This is a genomic window from Streptomyces sp. NPDC006265 (assembly GCF_040613555.1).
GTDB lineage: Bacteria > Actinomycetota > Actinomycetes > Streptomycetales > Streptomycetaceae > Streptomyces.
The window spans coordinates 1-16,846 of sequence record NZ_JBEXSH010000090.1 but is presented as its reverse complement, the minus strand read 5'-3'; the positions used below and the strand labels follow the sequence as shown (position 1 = coordinate 16,846).

Annotated in this window: 14 protein-coding genes; 12 read left to right on the top strand and 2 right to left on the bottom strand. The window is 71.2% G+C overall.

Going from position 1 to position 16,846, the window contains the following annotated elements:
- The 4 genes from ABZ281_RS10755 to ABZ281_RS10740 all read left to right on the top strand — a co-directional run.
- Positions 1-1,163 (top strand): DUF6716 putative glycosyltransferase (locus ABZ281_RS10755; RefSeq protein WP_356654149.1); only part of this gene is annotated, 1,163 nt, incomplete at its 5' end.
- 35 nt (positions 1,164-1,198) lie between these two features.
- Positions 1,199-2,464 carry an acylneuraminate cytidylyltransferase gene (locus ABZ281_RS10750; RefSeq protein WP_356654147.1) on the top strand — a complete coding sequence of 422 codons (1,266 nt, stop codon included), beginning with the start codon at positions 1,199-1,201 and terminating at the stop codon, positions 2,462-2,464.
- A 13-nt stretch (positions 2,465-2,477) separates the two neighbouring features.
- A complete protein-coding gene (locus tag ABZ281_RS10745; RefSeq protein WP_356654145.1) occupies positions 2,478-3,416 on the top strand; it encodes an N-acetylneuraminate synthase family protein in 939 nt (312 codons plus the stop codon).
- 47 nt (positions 3,417-3,463) lie between these two features.
- Positions 3,464-4,633, top strand: coding sequence for a hypothetical protein (locus tag ABZ281_RS10740; protein WP_356654143.1), 1,170 nt, complete (start codon positions 3,464-3,466; stop codon positions 4,631-4,633).
- 12 nt (positions 4,634-4,645) lie between these two features.
- On the opposite strand, the gene ABZ281_RS10735 is transcribed toward ABZ281_RS10740, so the two are convergent.
- Complete coding sequence (locus ABZ281_RS10735; protein WP_356654141.1) at positions 4,646-5,326, bottom strand: class I SAM-dependent methyltransferase; 681 nt, start codon at positions 5,324-5,326, stop codon at positions 4,646-4,648.
- Positions 5,327-5,625: 299 nt separating this feature from the next.
- Here ABZ281_RS10735 and ABZ281_RS10730 point away from each other — a divergent pair, with 299 nt between their 5' ends.
- The 8 genes from ABZ281_RS10730 to ABZ281_RS10695 all read left to right on the top strand — a co-directional run bounded on the left by ABZ281_RS10730 (position 5,626) and on the right by ABZ281_RS10695 (position 15,680).
- A complete protein-coding gene (locus ABZ281_RS10730; RefSeq protein ID WP_356654151.1) occupies positions 5,626-6,858 on the top strand; it encodes a M20 family metallopeptidase in 1,233 nt (410 codons plus the stop codon).
- A 517-nt stretch (positions 6,859-7,375) separates the two neighbouring features.
- Complete coding sequence (locus tag ABZ281_RS10725; RefSeq protein WP_356654139.1) at positions 7,376-8,419, top strand: BMP family ABC transporter substrate-binding protein; 1,044 nt, start codon at positions 7,376-7,378, stop codon at positions 8,417-8,419.
- Positions 8,420-8,702: 283 nt separating this feature from the next.
- Complete coding sequence (locus ABZ281_RS10720) at positions 8,703-9,749, top strand: BMP family ABC transporter substrate-binding protein (protein WP_356654137.1); 1,047 nt, start codon at positions 8,703-8,705, stop codon at positions 9,747-9,749.
- A gap of 209 nt (positions 9,750-9,958) precedes the next feature.
- Complete coding sequence (locus tag ABZ281_RS10715; RefSeq protein WP_356654135.1) at positions 9,959-11,530, top strand: ABC transporter ATP-binding protein; 1,572 nt, start codon at positions 9,959-9,961, stop codon at positions 11,528-11,530.
- Positions 11,530-12,648 (top strand): ABC transporter permease, encoded by a 1,119-nt coding sequence (locus ABZ281_RS10710; protein ID WP_356654133.1) that lies wholly within the window; start codon positions 11,530-11,532, stop codon positions 12,646-12,648. Before ABZ281_RS10715 ends, ABZ281_RS10710 begins: the two co-directional genes overlap by 1 nt.
- Positions 12,645-13,910, top strand: coding sequence for an ABC transporter permease (locus ABZ281_RS10705; protein WP_356654131.1), 1,266 nt, complete (start codon positions 12,645-12,647; stop codon positions 13,908-13,910). Before ABZ281_RS10710 ends, ABZ281_RS10705 begins: the two co-directional genes overlap by 4 nt.
- Entirely contained in the window at positions 13,907-14,311 is a 405-nt protein-coding gene (locus tag ABZ281_RS10700) for a cytidine deaminase (RefSeq protein WP_356654129.1), read from the top strand. The genes ABZ281_RS10705 and ABZ281_RS10700 overlap by 4 nt, the downstream gene beginning before the upstream one ends.
- Before the next feature lie 85 nt (positions 14,312-14,396).
- Complete coding sequence (locus tag ABZ281_RS10695; RefSeq protein WP_356654127.1) at positions 14,397-15,680, top strand: thymidine phosphorylase; 1,284 nt, start codon at positions 14,397-14,399, stop codon at positions 15,678-15,680.
- An 89-nt stretch (positions 15,681-15,769) separates the two neighbouring features.
- Here the strand turns inward: ABZ281_RS10695 and ABZ281_RS10690 are convergent, their stop codons facing one another.
- Positions 15,770-16,690 (bottom strand): AEC family transporter, encoded by a 921-nt coding sequence (locus tag ABZ281_RS10690; RefSeq protein ID WP_356654125.1) that lies wholly within the window; start codon positions 16,688-16,690, stop codon positions 15,770-15,772.
- Between the last annotated feature and the right edge of the window lie 156 nt (positions 16,691-16,846).

Here is a 16,846-nt window from a genome sequence, read left to right as displayed (position 1 = left end):
AGGTCACCGCCGTCGAGTTCCTGCGTGCCATGGCCGAGGAGTCCTACGACCTCCTCCTCCTCTCCCTCGTCGGCGGCGGAGTGCAGGCCATGCTCCACGGCCTGGCACGCGTCTGGGAGCACCGCACCTCGCGGCCCGTCGTCGTCACCGGCTACGTCGGTGTCGTCTACGAGAAGCTCGCCGACGGCCTGCTGCTGCGGCACGGCGCGGACCTGGTCCTCGCCAACTCCCGCCAGGACGCGGACCGTTTCCGGGCCGTCTACGAAGGGGTCGGCGCCGACGCCTCCGCGGTGACCGAGGTGGCCCTTCCGTTCCTCGGCGGTGCGCCCTACGAAGGGGAGCACGACCCCTCTGCGAAGCAAGGGCACAGGCCCTACACGGTCGTCTTCGCCGCCCAGCCCTCCGTCCCGGACAGCCGTAAGGACCGTACGTACCTGCTGAACCGGCTGGTGCAGCACGCCCGCCGGCACCCCGAGCGCGAGGTGCTGCTGAAGCTGCGCTCCAAGCCGGGCGAACACACCACCCACATCGAGGAGTTGCCGTACCAGAAGCTGGTGCAGCGCCTCGATCCGCCCGCCAACTTCCGCCTGGTGTACGGCAACATGGGCGAGGTCCTGGACCGGACCGACCTGCTGGTGACGGTCAGCTCCACGGCCGCCCTGGAGTCGCTGCACCGCCGCATCCCGACCGTCGTGCTGAGCGACCTCGGCATCCGCGAGTCGCTCGGCAACCACCACTTCGTGGGCTCCGGCTGCCTCGCCTCCTGGGACCAGCTCGACGCCGGGCACCGGCCCACGCCCGACGAGGAGTGGGTCTCCCGGCAGGGCGTCGCGGCTGGGGGCACCTCCCGGACGGAGTCCGGGGGAGGCTCCTACGACTCCGCCTTCGACGCGGCCCGTGGGCGCATCGCCGAGCTGCTCGACCGGCCCGGCGGCCTGCCCCCGCTGACCCCGTACTACACGCCCGTCACCGCGCCCGGCTATCTGCCCGGGATCCTCGCCCGCCACCACCTCGGCCCGGACGGCACCCCGCTGCCCGGCGCGCCCGCAGCCGACAAGGAGCCCGGACCGGTCCGGCAGATCGTGCGCCGGGCGGCGCGCGGCGCCTACCGGCACGGCGTCCAGCGCGTGGCGCCCGTCATCCGGCGGATGGGCGAGCTGTGAGCCGCCCCGAGACCCCTGCCCAAGGAGTAGACCCCATGTCCCAACCGGAAGCGGGCAAAGGCACCTCGGTGCGCCGCGTGCTCGCCGTGATCCCCGCCCGCGGCGGCTCCAAGGGCGTCCCCGCGAAGAACCTCCTCCCCGTCGGCGGCGTCCCGCTGGTGGCCCGGGCGGTGCGCGAGTGCCGGGCCGCCCGGCTGGTGACCGACGTCGTCGTCTCCACCGACGACCAGGCCATCGCCGCCGCCGCCCGTGAGGCCGGCGCCGAGGTCGTGCTGCGCCCCGCGGCCATCGCCGGCGACACGGCCACCTCCGAGGCCGCCGTCCTGCACGCCGTGGACGCGCACGAGGCCCTGCACGGCGCGGTCGTGGACGTCGTCCTGCTCGCGCAGTGCACCAGCCCGTTCATCGTCCGCGAGGACATCGACGGGGTCGCGGGCGCGATCGTCGAGAACGGCGCCGACACCGCGGTGACCGTGGCACCGTTCCACGGGTTCATCTGGCGGGACGCCGAGGACGAGGCGGCGGCCGGCTCCGTCGCGGAGCACGACGCCGCGGTCGGCGGCGGCTACGGCGTCAACCACGACAAGTCCTTCCGGCCCCGCCGCCAGGACCGTCCCCAGGACCTGCTGGAGACCGGCGCCGCCTACGCCATGGAGGCCGTCGGCTTCCGCAAGCACCAGCACCGCTTCTTCGGCCGCACCGAGCTGGTCCGCACGGACCCCGCGCGCGTGCTGGAGATCGACGACCCGCACGACCTCGCCCGCGCCCGGGCCCTCGCCCCGCTCTTCGACGCGGGCCGGCCCGGCGCCCTCCCGACCGCCGACGACATCGACGCGGTCGTCCTCGACTTCGACGGCACCCAGACCGACGACCGGGTGCTCGTCGACTCCGACGGACGGGAGTTCGTCTCCGTGCACCGCGGGGACGGACTCGGCATCGCGGCCCTGCGCGACAGCGGCCTGAAGATGCTGATCCTGTCCACGGAACAGAACCCTGTGGTCGCCGCCCGGGCCCGGAAGCTGAGGCTCCCGGTGCTGCACGGCATCGACCGCAAGGACCTCGCGCTGAAGCAGTGGTGCGAGGAGCAGGGCATCGCGCCGGAGCGCGTGCTCTACGTCGGCAACGACGTCAATGACCTCCCGTGCTTCGCCCTCGTGGGCTGGCCCGTGGCGGTCGCGAGCGCCCACGACGTCGTGCGCGGCGCCGCACGCGCGGTCACCACCGTCCCCGGTGGCGACGGCGCGATCCGAGAGATCGCCAGCTGGATCCTCGGCCCCTCTCTCGATTCCCTCACCAAGTAAGGACATCTCTGCCATGAGCACCAACTCCCGTATCCGCCGGTTCGGTTCGCGCGAGGTCGGCCCGGGCCGTCCGGTCTACGTCTGCGGTGAGATCGGCATCAACCACAACGGCGAGCTCGAGAACGCCTTCAAGCTGATCGACGCCGCCGCCGAGGCCGGCTGCGACGCCGTCAAGTTCCAGAAGCGCACCCCGGAGATCTGCACCCCGCGTGACCAGTGGGACATCGAGCGCGACACCCCCTGGGGCCGGATGACCTACATCGACTACCGCCACCGCGTGGAGTTCGGCGAGGACGAGTACCGCGCGATCGACGACTACTGCACGACGAAGAACATCGACTGGTTCGCCTCCCCGTGGGACACCGAGGCCGTCGCCTTCCTGGAGAAGTTCGACGTCCCCGCCCACAAGGTGGCCTCCGCCTCCCTCACGGACGACGAGCTGCTGCGCGCCCTGCGCTCCACCGGCCGCGCCGTGATCCTCTCCACCGGCATGTCGACGCCGAAGCAGATCCGCCACGCTGTCGAGGTCCTCGGCTCCGACAACATCCTGATGTGCCACGCCACGTCGACCTACCCGGCGAAGGCCGAGGAGCTCAACCTCCGCGTCATCAACACCCTGCAGGGCGAGTTCCCGAACGTCCCGATCGGCTACTCCGGCCACGAGACCGGCCTGCAGACGACCCTCGCTGCGGTCGCCCTGGGCGCCACCTTCGTCGAGCGGCACATCACCCTCGACCGCGCCATGTGGGGCTCGGACCAGGCCGCGTCCGTGGAGCCGCAGGGCCTGACGCGCCTCGTCCGCGACATCCGCACCATCGAGGCCTCCCTCGGTGACGGCGTCAAGAAGGTCTACGAGTCCGAGCTCGGTCCGATGAAGAAGCTGCGCCGCGTCAGCGGTGTGGTCGCCGAGGCGGAGATCGCCGACGCGGCGGGCGAGCCGGTAGGCGTCTGATCCCCCACCCCACACCCCCCCCCTCACCACGGGACGGTCGTACGTCGATGAGCCCCCGCGCCGGGAACGCCGGCCCCCACACTCTCGCCTTCGTCGAGAGCCCGGTACAGCTGCTGAACGTGCTGGAGTGGGCGCACGCGCACGCGCCCGGCGTGGGGCTCACCCTCGTGGTGCTGTCGCCCGTCGACCCCATGACGCGCGGCCAGCTGCGGCGGATGTCCGACCTGGCCCGCGACGAGGGGCACCAGGTCCGCTGGGAGGAAGCGCGCGGCGGGCCCCTCGCGCCCTTCCAGACCATCGGCGGCCTGTCCGGGCTGCTCCGCAGGGCACGCCGCGTTGTGCTGGGGGACCCCTTCTCCCGCTACGTCCAGCTGCTGCTGACCATCACCCGCGCCCGTGACCTGGTCGTCGTCGACGACGGCACGGCCACGATGGAGTTCGTCGAGCAGCTGGCCCGGGGCGAACGCCTGGTGCGCTGGCACCGCAAGGGCGGCCGCCCCGGCCCGCGGGACGTGGTCTTCGCGCCGGTGTCGGCCTCGGCCCGCCGCCGGCTGACCCCCGGCGAGCGCCGCCACATCGAGATCTTCTCCTCCTTGCCGATGGCGCAGACCCCGGCGGGCGTGACCGTCAGCGCCAACACCTTCGCCTGGACCCGGGCGCGCTTCGGCCCGCCCCGCATCACCAAGGGCGCGGACATCGTGGGCACGTCCCTGGTGGAGACCGGGGTGGTGGACGACGGCCGCTACCTGGAGGCCGTCCACACCCTGGCCAGGGCCCACGGCGCCACCCGCTACTTCGCCCACCGCCGCGAGAGCACGGACAAGCTCCACCGCCTCGCGGCCGCGACGGGCCTGGAGATCGTCCGCCCCGAACTCCCCCTCGAACTGATCGCCCGCCGCGGCCCCATCGGCCGGACGGTCCTCAGCTTCCCGTCCACGGTCGTCCACACCCTGCCCCTCGCCCTGGCCGGCACGTCGGTCCGCGTCGCCGTCTGCGACATCGACCCCGCCTGGCTGACCGAGAACGCCTCACCGCGGGCCCAGGGCTTCCTCTCCGGAGTCACGGACACGGCCCGGGACGTCCACCGGCTGTCGACGACGGCTCCGACGGCTGCCCCGAACCCGGTGACCCCGGCGAGCCCGTCCGACCCGACCGGCCCGGCCCCCTTCCCCGCCACGCCGCCTTCCGGGGGCCTGGTCGGCCCGTCGGCGTCGTGACGCCCCCCCCGCTCACCCCTCCCGCGGGACCGGCCCGGGCCTGCGCGCCAGCAGGAACGCGCGCGGCAGCTTCTCCCCGGGGCCGGGCTCGCGCAGGACGCGCGCATGGAGCTCCAGGCCGGCCTCCGTGAGGTGCCCGGCGACCGTGTCCGGGGTGCGCCAGTAGCAGTCGAGCGCGATCTCCTTCCCGTAGCGCTCGGTCAGGCGCCGGTGCCCGTCCTCGTCCCCGGACTGGAAGCCGAGCAGTACGGGCGCCCCCGGCAGCAGGACACGGCGGAACTCGGCGAAGGCGGCCGGCAGATGATCGTCCGGCACGTGGATGATCGAGTAGAGCGCGACGATGCCGCCGAGCGTCTCGTCCGGCAGGTCCAGCGCGGTCATAAAGCCGACGTGGAAGCGCAGCTGCGGGTGCGCCCGGCGGGCCAGGGCCACCATGCGGGGCGACGCGTCGACCCCGAACACCGGCAGCCCGGCCTCGTGCAGCCGTGCCGTCACGTTGCCCGGACCGCTGCCGACGTCCGCGACCGGCGGCTGCCCGGGCCCCCCGGGCGCCCGGGCCAGCTCCACGAAGGCGGTCAGCAGCGCCCGCTCCAGCGGTCTCCCGGCCAGGCTGTCGGGGTGCTCGGCGGCGTAGGCCTCGGCGATGGCGTCGTACGAGGCCTGCGTGGACTGTAAGAACTCGGGGGCGCGCACGGGCGCAGACTAGCGGGGACGGGCGTCCGGGTGACGAACACGCCCGTGTTCGCCGCGCAGGGCGTGGTATCCGTGGAGAGGATGGATGGATACCGGAGTCGTGACGCGGCATGTGGTCGAAGTCACACTTCGGGGGGTGGGAGGCCCGGCCAGGCCCAAAAGGCAGGCCAGTTTACCCATCTCACTTGATAGCTATGCGCCCGGCGGTCATATTTTCTTCCCCTTTCGGGTTGAACTTTTGTTGATCCAGGGTCGGTCGACCGCCTCGGCGCCCTACCCTTCAGAGGGTGAAGCCACTGATGTCACTGGAGTCCGAGGTCGATCTTCCCGGAGGAGCCGTACTCCCCGGTGCGCTGCCCGACGCTCTGCGGGCCGAGCTCATCGCGTTCCGACGCGACATGCACATGCACCCGGAGCTCGGCAACCAGGAGTTCCGCACCACCGCCGCGATCAAGGAGCGGCTGGAGCGGGCCGGCCTCAAGCCGCGCGTCCTCGCCGTGGGGACCGGACTCATCTGTGACATCGGCGTGGAGGGCGCGCAGTGGGACGGAGGCCCCAGCATGCTCGCCCTGCGGGCCGACATCGACGGCCTGCCCATCCCGGACACCAAGGCGGCCTGCCCGTACCGCTCCACCGTGCCCGACCGCGCGCACGCCTGCGGACACGACGTGCACACCACCGTCGTCCTCGGCGCCGGTCTCGTCCTCGCCGAACTGCACCGGCGCGGCGCGCTGCCCCGCCCGGTCCGGCTGATCTTCCAGCCCGCCGAGGAGGTGCTGCCCGGCGGCGCCGCCGACGTCATCAAGTGCGGGGCGCTGGAAGGCGTGGGCGCGATCATCGCCGTGCACTGCGACCCCCGGGTGGACGCGGGGAAGATCGGACTCCGGGAGGGGCCCATCACCTCGGCGTGCGACCGGCTGGAGATCGGGCTCGACGGTCCGGGCGGCCACACCGCCCGCCCCCACCTCACGACCGACCTGGTCACCGCCGCCGCCCGCGTCGTCACCGACGTGCCCGCGCTGGTCGGCCGGCGGTTCGACAGCCGCAGCGGCCTGGCCATCACCTGGGGCCGCGTCGAGTCCGGCCACGCCCCGAACGTGATCCCGCAGCACGCCGAGCTCTCCGGCACCGTGCGCTGCCTCGACCTCGAGGCGTGGCGACAGGCCCCCGACGTCGTCGTCGCGGCCATCGACGAGATCGCCAACCTCTACCGCGCCAAGTCGGAGATCAACTACGTACGCGGCGTCCCGCCCGTGGTCAACGAGCCCGGCGTCACCGAACTGCTGCGCGAGGCCATGATCGCCCGGCGCGGCGTCGAGTCCGTCGAGGGCACCGAGCAGAGCCTCGGCGGCGAGGACTTCTCCTGGTACCTGGAGCACGTCCCCGGTGCCATGGCCCGCCTGGGCGTCCGCACCCCCGGCGAGCGCCAGATCCGAGACCTCCACCAGGGCGACTTCGACGTGGACGAGTCGGCCATCACGGTAGGAGTGGAACTCTTCACGGCAGCGGTCCTGGTCAACGGCCTCCGCTAGGCGCCCCCTCTTGGGGGCGCGGGGAACTGTGCGACCGGCCACGACGGCGCCGCACGGTTTCCAGGGGCGCGGGGAACTGCGCAACCAGAGCCACGCGGCGCCGCACGGGTGGTTTTGGGGGCGCGGGGAACTGCGCAACCAGCCACCACGGCGCCGCACGAGGCCGACAACCGCGCACACCCGAGGCCGACAACCGCACACACCAACAACCCCGCCCCCCGAGGGCCGACCCGGGCGGCGTACCCCCCCGGTCCCCCAACCTCCCACCCGGCGGAGCCTCCGGTTGCGAGCGGCGCAGCCTCACGGCAGCCTGGTGCGCGTCACGAGGTAGGCACACGCCGTGTCCCCGAGTACACCTTTCGACCCCGTTCGATCCCGTGGTTCACAAGGGCGTAACCGGCCATCGGCACGAATGGATAACGGCCCGGCGGCGAACCGTTCCCAGGAGTGTCTACGCGCGTTAATGTGCGCCGAACCGAGCGCCCATCGCGGGGCTTTGGAGAATGGGGAACTTCAGATGCGTCGGATTTCCAAACTGACCCGTGTCGCGGTGGGGGTCGCGTCGCTCGGGCTCGTCGCCACGGCCTGCGGCGGCACCAGCAGTGACAGCGGTGACAGCGACAGCAACGACCGCGGCGTCGCCATCGCGTACGACGTCGGCGGCAAGGGAGACCAGTCCTTCAACGACGCCGCCTTCGCGGGTCTGACGAAGGCCAAGGACGAGTTCGGCTACAAGACGGCCGACATCGAGCCCACCGAGGGTGAGACGGACGCCGACAAGGAGCAGCGCCTGACGTCGCTGGCCAAGCAGGGCTACAACCCGGTCATCGGCGTCGGCTACGCCTACGGCCCGGCGATGAAGGCCGTTGCCGCCAAGTACCCGAAGACCACCTTCGGCATCGTGGACTCCGTGGTCGAGGGGAAGAACGTCGCCTCCCTCGTCTTCGCCGAGGAGCAGGCCTCCTACCTGGCCGGTGTCGCCGCCGCCAAGGCCACCAAGACGAACACGGTCGGCTTCGTGGGCGGTGTGGACGTCCCGCTGATCCACAAGTTCGAGGCCGGATACAAGCAGGGCGTGCTGGACACCAACCCCAAGGTCAAGGTCCTGTCGCAGTACCTGACGCAGACCGCCGAGGAAGGTGGGTTCGCCAGCCCCGACAAGGGCAAGGCCGCCGCCGAGGGTCAGATCGAGAAGAAGGCCGACGTGCTGTACGCGGCCGCAGGTCTGTCCGGCCAGGGCGTCATCGAGGCCGCCGCCAAGGCGAAGGTCTGGGCCATCGGCGTCGACTCCGACCAGTACAAGCAGGCCGCCCTCGCGCCGTACAAGAACTACATCCTGACCTCCGCGCTCAAGGATGTCGGCGGTGCGGTCTACGCGCTGGCCAAGTCGGTCCACGACGACAAGCCGCTGACCGGCACCCAGACGTTCGACCTGAAGGTCAACGGCGTGGGCCTGTCGGAGTCCAACCCGGAGTACGCGAAGGTCGCCGGTCTCCAGGACGCCGTGAACAAGGCCAAGCAGGAGATCATCGACGGCAACATCAAGGTCAACACCGAGTGAGCCGACCGGTCTGACCAGCCGAAGCGGGCGGGCACCCCCAGGGTGCCCGCCCGCTCCGCGTTTCCCGGCTCTCCCGGAACGGGATCACCCAGCGCCACGCCCCGTTTGCGGTTTGCAACGCCCTCGGCCAGGGGCGGGTGATGGCTTGGGCACGGGCGCATAACAAGGTGGACAGAAGGGGTTTTCAGGCAGGTCTACGCGCGTTAATCTGCGGCGAAGCCAGCGCTGAAGCTGAACCGTCCCGGCGCTGTGCGACCTCGTTGTACGACAGGAGCACCCACACATGCGCCGGATTTCCCGGATCGCGGTCGCAGGCGCAGCGACCGCCTCCTTGGCCCTCGCCCTCTCCGCCTGCGGCAGCACCTCGACCTCCGGGTCGTCCGACTCGAAGGGCGACAAGGGGCTCGCCATCGCGTACGACGTCGGCGGAAAGGGCGACCAGTCCTTCAATGACGCCGCCTACGCGGGCCTGGAGCAGGCGAAGAAGGAGTTCGGGTACCAGACGGCCGACGTGGAGCCCACCGAGGGTGAGACGGACGCCGACAAGGAGCAGCGCCTGGTCTCGCTGGCCAAGCAGGGTCACAACCCGGTCATCGGTGTCGGCTACGCCTACGCCGCGGCCGTCAAGGGTGCCGCGGAGAAGTTCCCGGACACCACCTTCGGCATCGTCGACGACGCCACGATCAACACCAAGAACGTGGCCGACCTGGTCTTCAACGAGGAGCAGGCCTCCTACCTGGCCGGTGTCGCCGCCGCCAAGACCTCCAAGACGAAGGTCGTCGGCTTCGTCGGCGGCGTCGACATCCCGCTGATCCACAAGTTCCAGGCGGGCTTCGCGCAGGGCGTCAAGGACACCGACCCGAAGGTCAAGGTGCTCTCCCAGTACCTTACCCAGACGGCCGAGGAGGGCGGTTTCGCCAGCCCCGACAAGGGCAAGACGGCCGCCGAGGGTCAGATCGAGAAGAAGGCCGACGTGGTCTACGCGGCCGCCGGTCTGTCCGGTCAGGGCGTCATCGAGGCCGCCGCCACCAAGAAGGTGTGGGCCATCGGTGTCGACTCCGACCAGTACCAGCAGGAAGCCCTTGCCAAGTACAAGGACTCCATCCTGACCTCGGCGATGAAGGACGTCGCCAAGGCGGTGTACAACCTGGCGAAGTCGGTCGAGGACGGCAAGCCCCAGACCGGTATCGTTCGTGGCGATCTGAAGTCCGGCGAGGTGAGCCTGTCGAACTCCAACCCGAAGTTCGCGGACAACACCGAGCTTCAGGCAGCCATCAAGACGGCCAAGGAGAAGATCATCAGCGGCGAGATCAAGGTCAAGAGCAGCTGACGAGCGACTGCCTCGAAGCAGGCGGTAACCCCGGGGTTACGTCCGCTCGACGGGGTGCGGGGAGCTGCTCCTCGTGCCCCGTTGCCGCGGGGCGTCGGCCCCTTTGTATGCCGTAGGGGCGCTACGCGCGTAGACGGCCCCCGTCCCCAGGAGAGTGCGCCATCAACGCGTCCAGCAGCCCTCCGGCCGGAGCGGCGGTCAACGAATCGGTGACCGCCGTCGAACTCGCCGGGATCACCAAGCGGTTCCCCGGTGTCGTGGCCAACCACGACATCCACCTCAGCGTCCGCAAGGGCACCGTGCACGCCCTCGTCGGCGAGAACGGCGCCGGCAAGTCCACGCTGATGAAGATCCTCTACGGCATGCAGAAGCCGGACGAGGGCACCATCGCCGTGGGCGGCGAGCAGGTCAGCTTCTCGTCGCCGGCCGACGCCATCGTCCGCGGCATCGGCATGGTCCACCAGCACTTCATGCTCGCCGACAACCTCACGGTCCTCGAGAACGTGGTCCTCGGCAGTGAGAAGCTCTACGGCATCGGCGCCAAGGCCCGCCGCAAGATCAAGGAGCTCTCCGAGCGCTACGGCCTCGACGTCAAGCCCGACCTCCTCGTCGAGGAGCTCGGCGTCGCCGCCCGCCAGCGCGTGGAGATCCTCAAGGTCCTCTACCGCGGCGCCACCACCCTCATCCTCGACGAGCCGACCGCCGTGCTCGTGCCGCAGGAAGTGGACGCGCTCTTCGCCAACCTGCGCGAGCTGCGCTCCGAGGGCCTGTCGGTCATCTTCATCTCGCACAAGCTCGGCGAGGTGCTCTCAGTCGCCGACGAGATCACCGTCATCCGCCGCGGCACCACCGTCGGCACGGCCGTCCCCACCGAGACGACGCCCCGTCAGCTCGCCGAGATGATGGTCGGCAGCGAACTGCCCACGCCCGAGACGGCCGAGTCCACGGTCACCGACCGCCCCGTCATCAGCGTCGACAAGCTGCGCCTGGCGGCCCCCGGCGGCAAGGCCCTCCTGGACGACATCAGTTTCACCATCCACGCCGGCGAGGTCCTCGGCATCGCCGGCGTCGAGGGCAACGGCCAGACCGAACTGGTCGACGCCCTGATCGGCCTGCGGCACGCCGACTCCGGCGCCATCCGGCTCGCCGACGAGGAGATCACCGCCTGGCCCACCCGCCGGCGCCGCGAGCAGGGCATCGGCTACATCCCGGAGGACCGGCACCGCCACGGCCTCCTCCTGGAGGCACCCCTCTGGGAGAACCGCATCCTCGGCCACGTCACGGAGAAGCCCCTCGCCAAGGGCGTCTGGCTGGACCCGAAGGCGGCCCAGGAGGACACCCGCCGGATCGTCACGGACTTCGACGTCCGCACCCCCGGCATCGACGTCACCGCCGCCTCCCTGTCCGGCGGCAACCAGCAGAAGCTGATCGTCGGCCGCGAGATGAGCCACAAGCCCCGCTTCCTCATCGCCGCGCACCCCACCAGGGGTGTGGACGTCGGCGCCCAGGCGGCCATCTGGGACCACATCCGTGAGGCGCGCCGCGAGGGCCTGGCGGTGCTGCTGATCTCCGCCGACCTGGACGAGCTGATCGGCCTGTCCGACACCCTGCGCGTGATCTACAACGGCAAGCTGGTCGCGGACGCCGACCCGGCCACCATCACCCCCGAGGAGCTCGGCTCGGCCATGACCGGTGCCGCCACCGGGCACCTCGCGCACGACGACACCCCCGAGATCTCGAAGGCCGACGCCCCCGAGTCTCCGGAAGACGAGGCCCGCTGATGAAGAAGTTCGACAAGGAGCGCGTGCTCCTCGCGGTGGCCGGACCGGTCATCGCGCTGGCCGTGGCCTTCGTCCTGAGCGCGATCGTGCTGCTCGCGTCGGGCAAGAGCCCCTTCGAGCCGTTCGCCCTGATGTTCGAGCAGCTGGGCTTCTCCGACATCCAGGTCCTGATCATCAACCAGGCCTCGATGTACTACATCGCGGCCCTCGCGGTGGCCATCGGCTTCCGGATGAACCTGTTCAACATCGGTGTCGACGGCCAGTACCAGCTCGGCGCCATGATGGCCGCCGTCGTCGGCGCCCACGCGAACCTGCCGGCCGCCCTCCAGGTCCCGCTGCTGCTCCTGACCGCCGCCCTCACCGGCGCCTTCTGGTCCGGCATCGCCGGCGTCCTCAAGGTCACCCGCGGAGTCAGCGAGGTCGTCGCCACGATCATGCTCAACGCGATCGCCACCTCCGTGATCGCCTACCTGTGGCTGCCGGACGTCTTCGGCGTGAAGGTCGGCAACAACAACACCACCGGCGAGATGTACAAGTCCGGCTGGATTCCCGGGTTCAGCCTGGGCGACTCCGGCGAGATCTACGGCCTGGTACTGCTCGCCGTCCTGCTCGGCATCGGCTACTGGGTCGTCCTCAACCGCACCCGCTTCGGCTTCGACCTGCGCGCCTCCGGCGCCTCGCAGACCGCCGCCGCGGCCAGCGGTGTCGACCCCAGGCGCATGGTGCTCAGCGCCATGCTGATCTCCGGCGGCATCGCGGGCCTCGCGGGCCTGCCCATCCTGCTCGGCGACACCCACACCTACAGCCTGAACTTCCCCACCGGCATCGGCTTCCTCGGCATCGGCATCGCCCTGCTCGGCCGCAACAGCCCCGTCGGCATCGCCTTCGCCGCCCTGCTGTGGGCCTGGCTCGACAAGGCCTCGCCCGAGCTGGACTTCCACGGCTACGACAAGGAGATCGCGGTCATCATGCAGGGCCTGATCGTCCTCTCGGTCGTCGTCTCCTACGAGGCCGTCCGCGAATGGGGTCTGCGCCGCCAGCAGCGTCGCGTCGGCGCCGAACTCGCCGCCGGACACGTCCTCGGCGCTCAGAACACGAAGGAGGTGGCTGGCCGATGACCACCGCGACCGACGTCAACCAGCCCACGCTGCAGCCCGCGGCGCCGACCGGCCGCCGCCTGTCGTGGCCCGTCCTGCTGCTCATCATCGCCGGAGGCCTGGCGCTCACCTCGATCGTCCGCCTCATCACCGGCGCCGACGGCATCACCAACGTCAGCCAGATGTCCACCGCGCTCCAGCTCGCCGTGCCGATCGGCCTCGCCGGTCTGGGCGGCCTGTGGGCCGAGCGCGCGGGCGTGGTCAACATCGGCCTCGAGGGCATGATGATCCTCGGCACCTGGTTCGGCGCCTGGGCCGGCTTCCAGTGGGGCCCCTGGACCGGTGTCCTGGTCGGCATCCTCGGCGGTGCGATCGGCGGTCTGCTGCACGCCGTCGTCACCGTCACCTTCAACGTCAACCACATCGTCTCCGGTGTGGCCATCAACATCCTCGCCCTCGGCGCCACCCGCTACCTCGCGCCCCTCGCCTTCGAGGGCCACACGGGCGGCTCCGCCAAGCAGTCCCCGGCGGTGGAATCCCTCGGCCACTTCACTGTGCCGGGCCTGTCCGACGCGCTGCGCGATCTGAACAACCAGGGCTGGTTCTTCGTCTCCGACATCGCCGGCCTGCTCGGCGGCCTCGTCACCAACGTGTCCTGGCTGACCCTCATCGCCATCGCGCTGATCCCCGGAACCTGGTGGATCCTGTGGCGCACCGCGTTCGGCCTGCGCCTGCGCTCCTGCGGCGAGAACCCGGTCGCCGCCGAGTCCCTCGGCGTCAACGTCTACAAGTACAAGTACATCGCCGTCGTCATCTCCGGCGGCCTGGCCGGCCTCGGCGGTGTCTTCCTGTCCATCGTGGCCAACCCCTTCTACCTGGAGGGCCAGGTCAGCGGACGCGGCTTCATCGGCCTCGCTGCGATGATCTTCGGCAACTGGATGCCGGGCGGCCTCGCCCTCGGCGCGGGCCTGTTCGGCTACACCGACAGCCTCAACCTGCGCGGCGGCTCCGCCAACGTCCACGCCCTGCTGCTGCTCGGCGCGCTGCTGCTGATCATCGGGGCGATCTTCCTGGTGGTCCGCAAGAAGTACGCCCCGTCGATGATCACTGCCGTCGTCGCCGCCCTGGTGTTCGCCTGGTACGCGACCACCGACGAGGTCCCGAACCAGGTCGTCTCCGCCACGCCGTACGTCATCACCCTGGTGGTCCTCGCCCTGTCCGCGCAGCGGCTGCGGATGCCGAGGGCCAACGGCATGCCGTACCGGAAGGGGCAGGGCAAGTGACCGTCTCCGGCCCGGCCGTCGACTGGGAGAAGCTGCGTGCGGTGGCCCGGGACGCCATGTCCCGGGCGTATGCCCCGTACTCCGGCTACCCGGTCGGAGTGGCGGCCCTGGTCGACGACGGCCGGATCATCTCCGGCTGCAACGTCGAGAACGCCTCGTACGGCCTCGGACTGTGCGCCGAGTGCGGCCTGGTGTCCGAGCTGCACAACACCGGCGGCGGCCGGCTGACGCACTTCACCTGCGTCGACGGCGACGGCGCCACCCTCGTCCCGTGCGGCCGCTGCCGTCAGCTGCTCCACGAGTTCGGCGGCCCGGAGATGCTGCTGGAGACCCCCGCGGGGGTCCTGCCGCTCTCTCAGATGCTGCCCCAGGCCTTCGGCCCGGAAAACCTCAGCAAGTAACCACCGTGCGGCCCCTCTGAGTTGCTCACGCGACCGGCTCAGGGGGGCCGCACGGCTTCTGGAACCCTCGGAAGGAAGCCAAGCCATGGCCATGGACGTCATCTCCGTCATCCGCACCAAGCGGGACCGCGGTGAGCTCAGCGACGCGCAGATCGACTGGGTCATCGACGCGTACACCCGCGGGGAGGTCGCCGACGAGCAGATGTCCGCCCTCGCCATGGCGATCCTGCTGAACGGCATGAACCGTCGCGAGATCGCCCGCTGGACGGCCGCGATGATCGCCTCCGGCGAGCGCATGGACTTCTCGTCCCTGTCCCGCCCGACCGCCGACAAGCACTCCACGGGCGGCGTCGGTGACAAGATCACACTGCCACTGGCCCCGCTGGTCGCGGCCTGCGGCGCGGCCGTCCCCCAGCTGTCGGGCCGCGGCCTCGGCCACACCGGCGGCACCCTGGACAAGCTGGAGTCGATCCCCGGCTGGCGTGCGCTGCTGTCCAACGAGGAGATGCTGAACGTCCTCGACACCACCGGCGCGGTCATCTGCGCGGCGGGCGACGGTCTGGCCCCCGCCGACAAGAAGCTCTACGCCCTGCGGGACGTCACCGGCACGGTCGAGGCGATCCCGCTGATCGCCTCCTCGATCATGTCCAAGAAGATCGCGGAGGGCACCGGCTCGCTGGTCCTGGACGTGAAGGTCGGCACCGGCGCCTTCATGAAGACGATCGAGGACGCCCGCGAACTGGCCTCCACGATGGTCGGCCTCGGTACCGACCACGGCGTGAAGACGGTCGCGCTCCTCACGGACATGGCCACGCCCCTCGGCCTGACCGCCGGCAACGCCCTGGAGGTCCGCGAGTCGGTGGAGGTCCTTGCGGGCGGCGGCCCCGCGGACGTCGTGGAACTGACGATCGCGCTGGCCCGCGAGATGCTGGACGCGGCCGGCGTGAAGGACGCCGACCCGGCGAAGGCCCTGGCCGACGGCTCGGCGATGGACGTCTGGCGGCGCATGATCGCGGCCCAGGGCGGCGACCCGGACGCGGCGCTTCCGGTGGCCCGCGAGCAGCACGTGATCAAGGCCCCGGCCTCAGGCGTCCTGACCCGCCTCGACGCCTACGACATCGGCGTCGCCGCCTGGCGCCTCGGCGCGGGCCGCGCCCGCAAGGAGGACCCGGTACAGGCGGGCGCCGGCGTCGAGATGCACGCCAAGCCGGGCGACACGGTGACGGAGGGCCAGCCCCTCCTGACCCTCCACACCGACACGCCCGAGCGCTTCGAGTACGCCCTCCAGTCGATCGACGGCTCCTACGACGTCGCAGCGCCCGGGACGGACTTCACGCCGTCGCCGGTGGTGCTGGAACGTATCGCCTGACCTGGCGGATCCCCTCGCGGGTGAACGGGACCGGTGGGCTGCCGCCGGTCCCGTTCGGCGTCTCGGCACAGCGAGGCCGCCGGGCCGGGTCACCCCAGCATCGCCGCCACGACCACCAGCACCGGCACCGCCAGCACCGTCGACAGCAGGATCGCCTCCCTGGCCAGCACCTCGCCCACCCGGTAGCTGCTCGCGTACGTGTAGAGGTTCTGCGCCGCCGGGAGCGCGGACGTCACCACCACGTCGAGCAGCAGGGCGCCGCGCAGGCCGAAGACGCCAGCCGCCAGGGCCCAGGCGACCAGGGGCTGGAACACGGACTTCAGGGTTACCGCGAGCAGTACCGGGGCCCGTTCCGCGCCACGCAGCGGGAGCGTGCTGCCGCGCAGGGAGATGCCGAAGGCCAGCAGGACCGCCGGCACCGACATGTTGCCGATCAGGGTCAGGGGGTCCATCAGCGGGCCCGGCACCGTGAGACCCGACGCCGAGACCGCCACCCCGGCCAGGGATCCCATGGCTATCGGATTGCGCAACGGCGTCAGCAGCCGCTGCCACAGGGGCCGCTTCGCCCCGCCGCTCGCCAGGTCCAGGACCGTCAGCGCCACCGGTGTGACACCGACCAGCTGGAACAGCAGCACCGGCGCGACCAGCGACGCGTCGCCCAGTACGTACACGGCGATCGGGATGCCCAGGTTCCCGGAGTTGACGTAGCTGGAGCACAGCGCGCCGATCGTCGTCCGGCCCACACCCCATCCCCGCGCCGCGCCCACCGCCACGAAGACACCCGCCGCCGCTGCCGTGCTCATCGCCGTGACCAGCAGTCGGTCGGAGAAGATCACCGACAGGTCGGCCTGCGCGAGGGTCGTGAAGAGCAGCGCCGGGGACGCCACGTGGAAGGCGAGCTTGGTCAGGACCTCGCGGCCGCCGTCGCCCAGATACCCCCGGCGGCCGATCAGATAGCCGAGGCCGATGACGACGGCGATGACCGCGAACCCGCTCAGCACCCCCTGCACGGCGCCCCCTCACCGGCGGTGCGAGCATCGGGCAGCGCGGCAGGGGGAGATGGTGGGGGCATGCAGCCAACCCTCCGGGGAAGCCGCTGCCCAGGTCAATGTGATCCTCACGGCGCGGCCCGGCCTCACGGCGCGGCCCGGCCTCACGGCGCGGCC

Coding starts and splice junctions, on each gene's coding strand:
- ABZ281_RS10750 (WP_356654147.1), top strand. CDS start 1,199: ATGTCCCAACCGGAAGCGGGCAAAGGCACCTCGGTGCGCCGCGTGCTC.
- ABZ281_RS10745 (WP_356654145.1), top strand. CDS start 2,478: ATGAGCACCAACTCCCGTATCCGCCGGTTCGGTTCGCGCGAGGTCGGC.
- ABZ281_RS10740 (WP_356654143.1), top strand. CDS start 3,464: ATGAGCCCCCGCGCCGGGAACGCCGGCCCCCACACTCTCGCCTTCGTC.
- ABZ281_RS10730 (WP_356654151.1), top strand. CDS start 5,626: ATGTCACTGGAGTCCGAGGTCGATCTTCCCGGAGGAGCCGTACTCCCC.
- ABZ281_RS10725 (WP_356654139.1), top strand. CDS start 7,376: ATGCGTCGGATTTCCAAACTGACCCGTGTCGCGGTGGGGGTCGCGTCG.
- ABZ281_RS10720 (WP_356654137.1), top strand. CDS start 8,703: ATGCGCCGGATTTCCCGGATCGCGGTCGCAGGCGCAGCGACCGCCTCC.
- ABZ281_RS10710 (WP_356654133.1), top strand. CDS start 11,530: ATGAAGAAGTTCGACAAGGAGCGCGTGCTCCTCGCGGTGGCCGGACCG.
- ABZ281_RS10705 (WP_356654131.1), top strand. CDS start 12,645: ATGACCACCGCGACCGACGTCAACCAGCCCACGCTGCAGCCCGCGGCG.
- ABZ281_RS10695 (WP_356654127.1), top strand. CDS start 14,397: ATGGCCATGGACGTCATCTCCGTCATCCGCACCAAGCGGGACCGCGGT.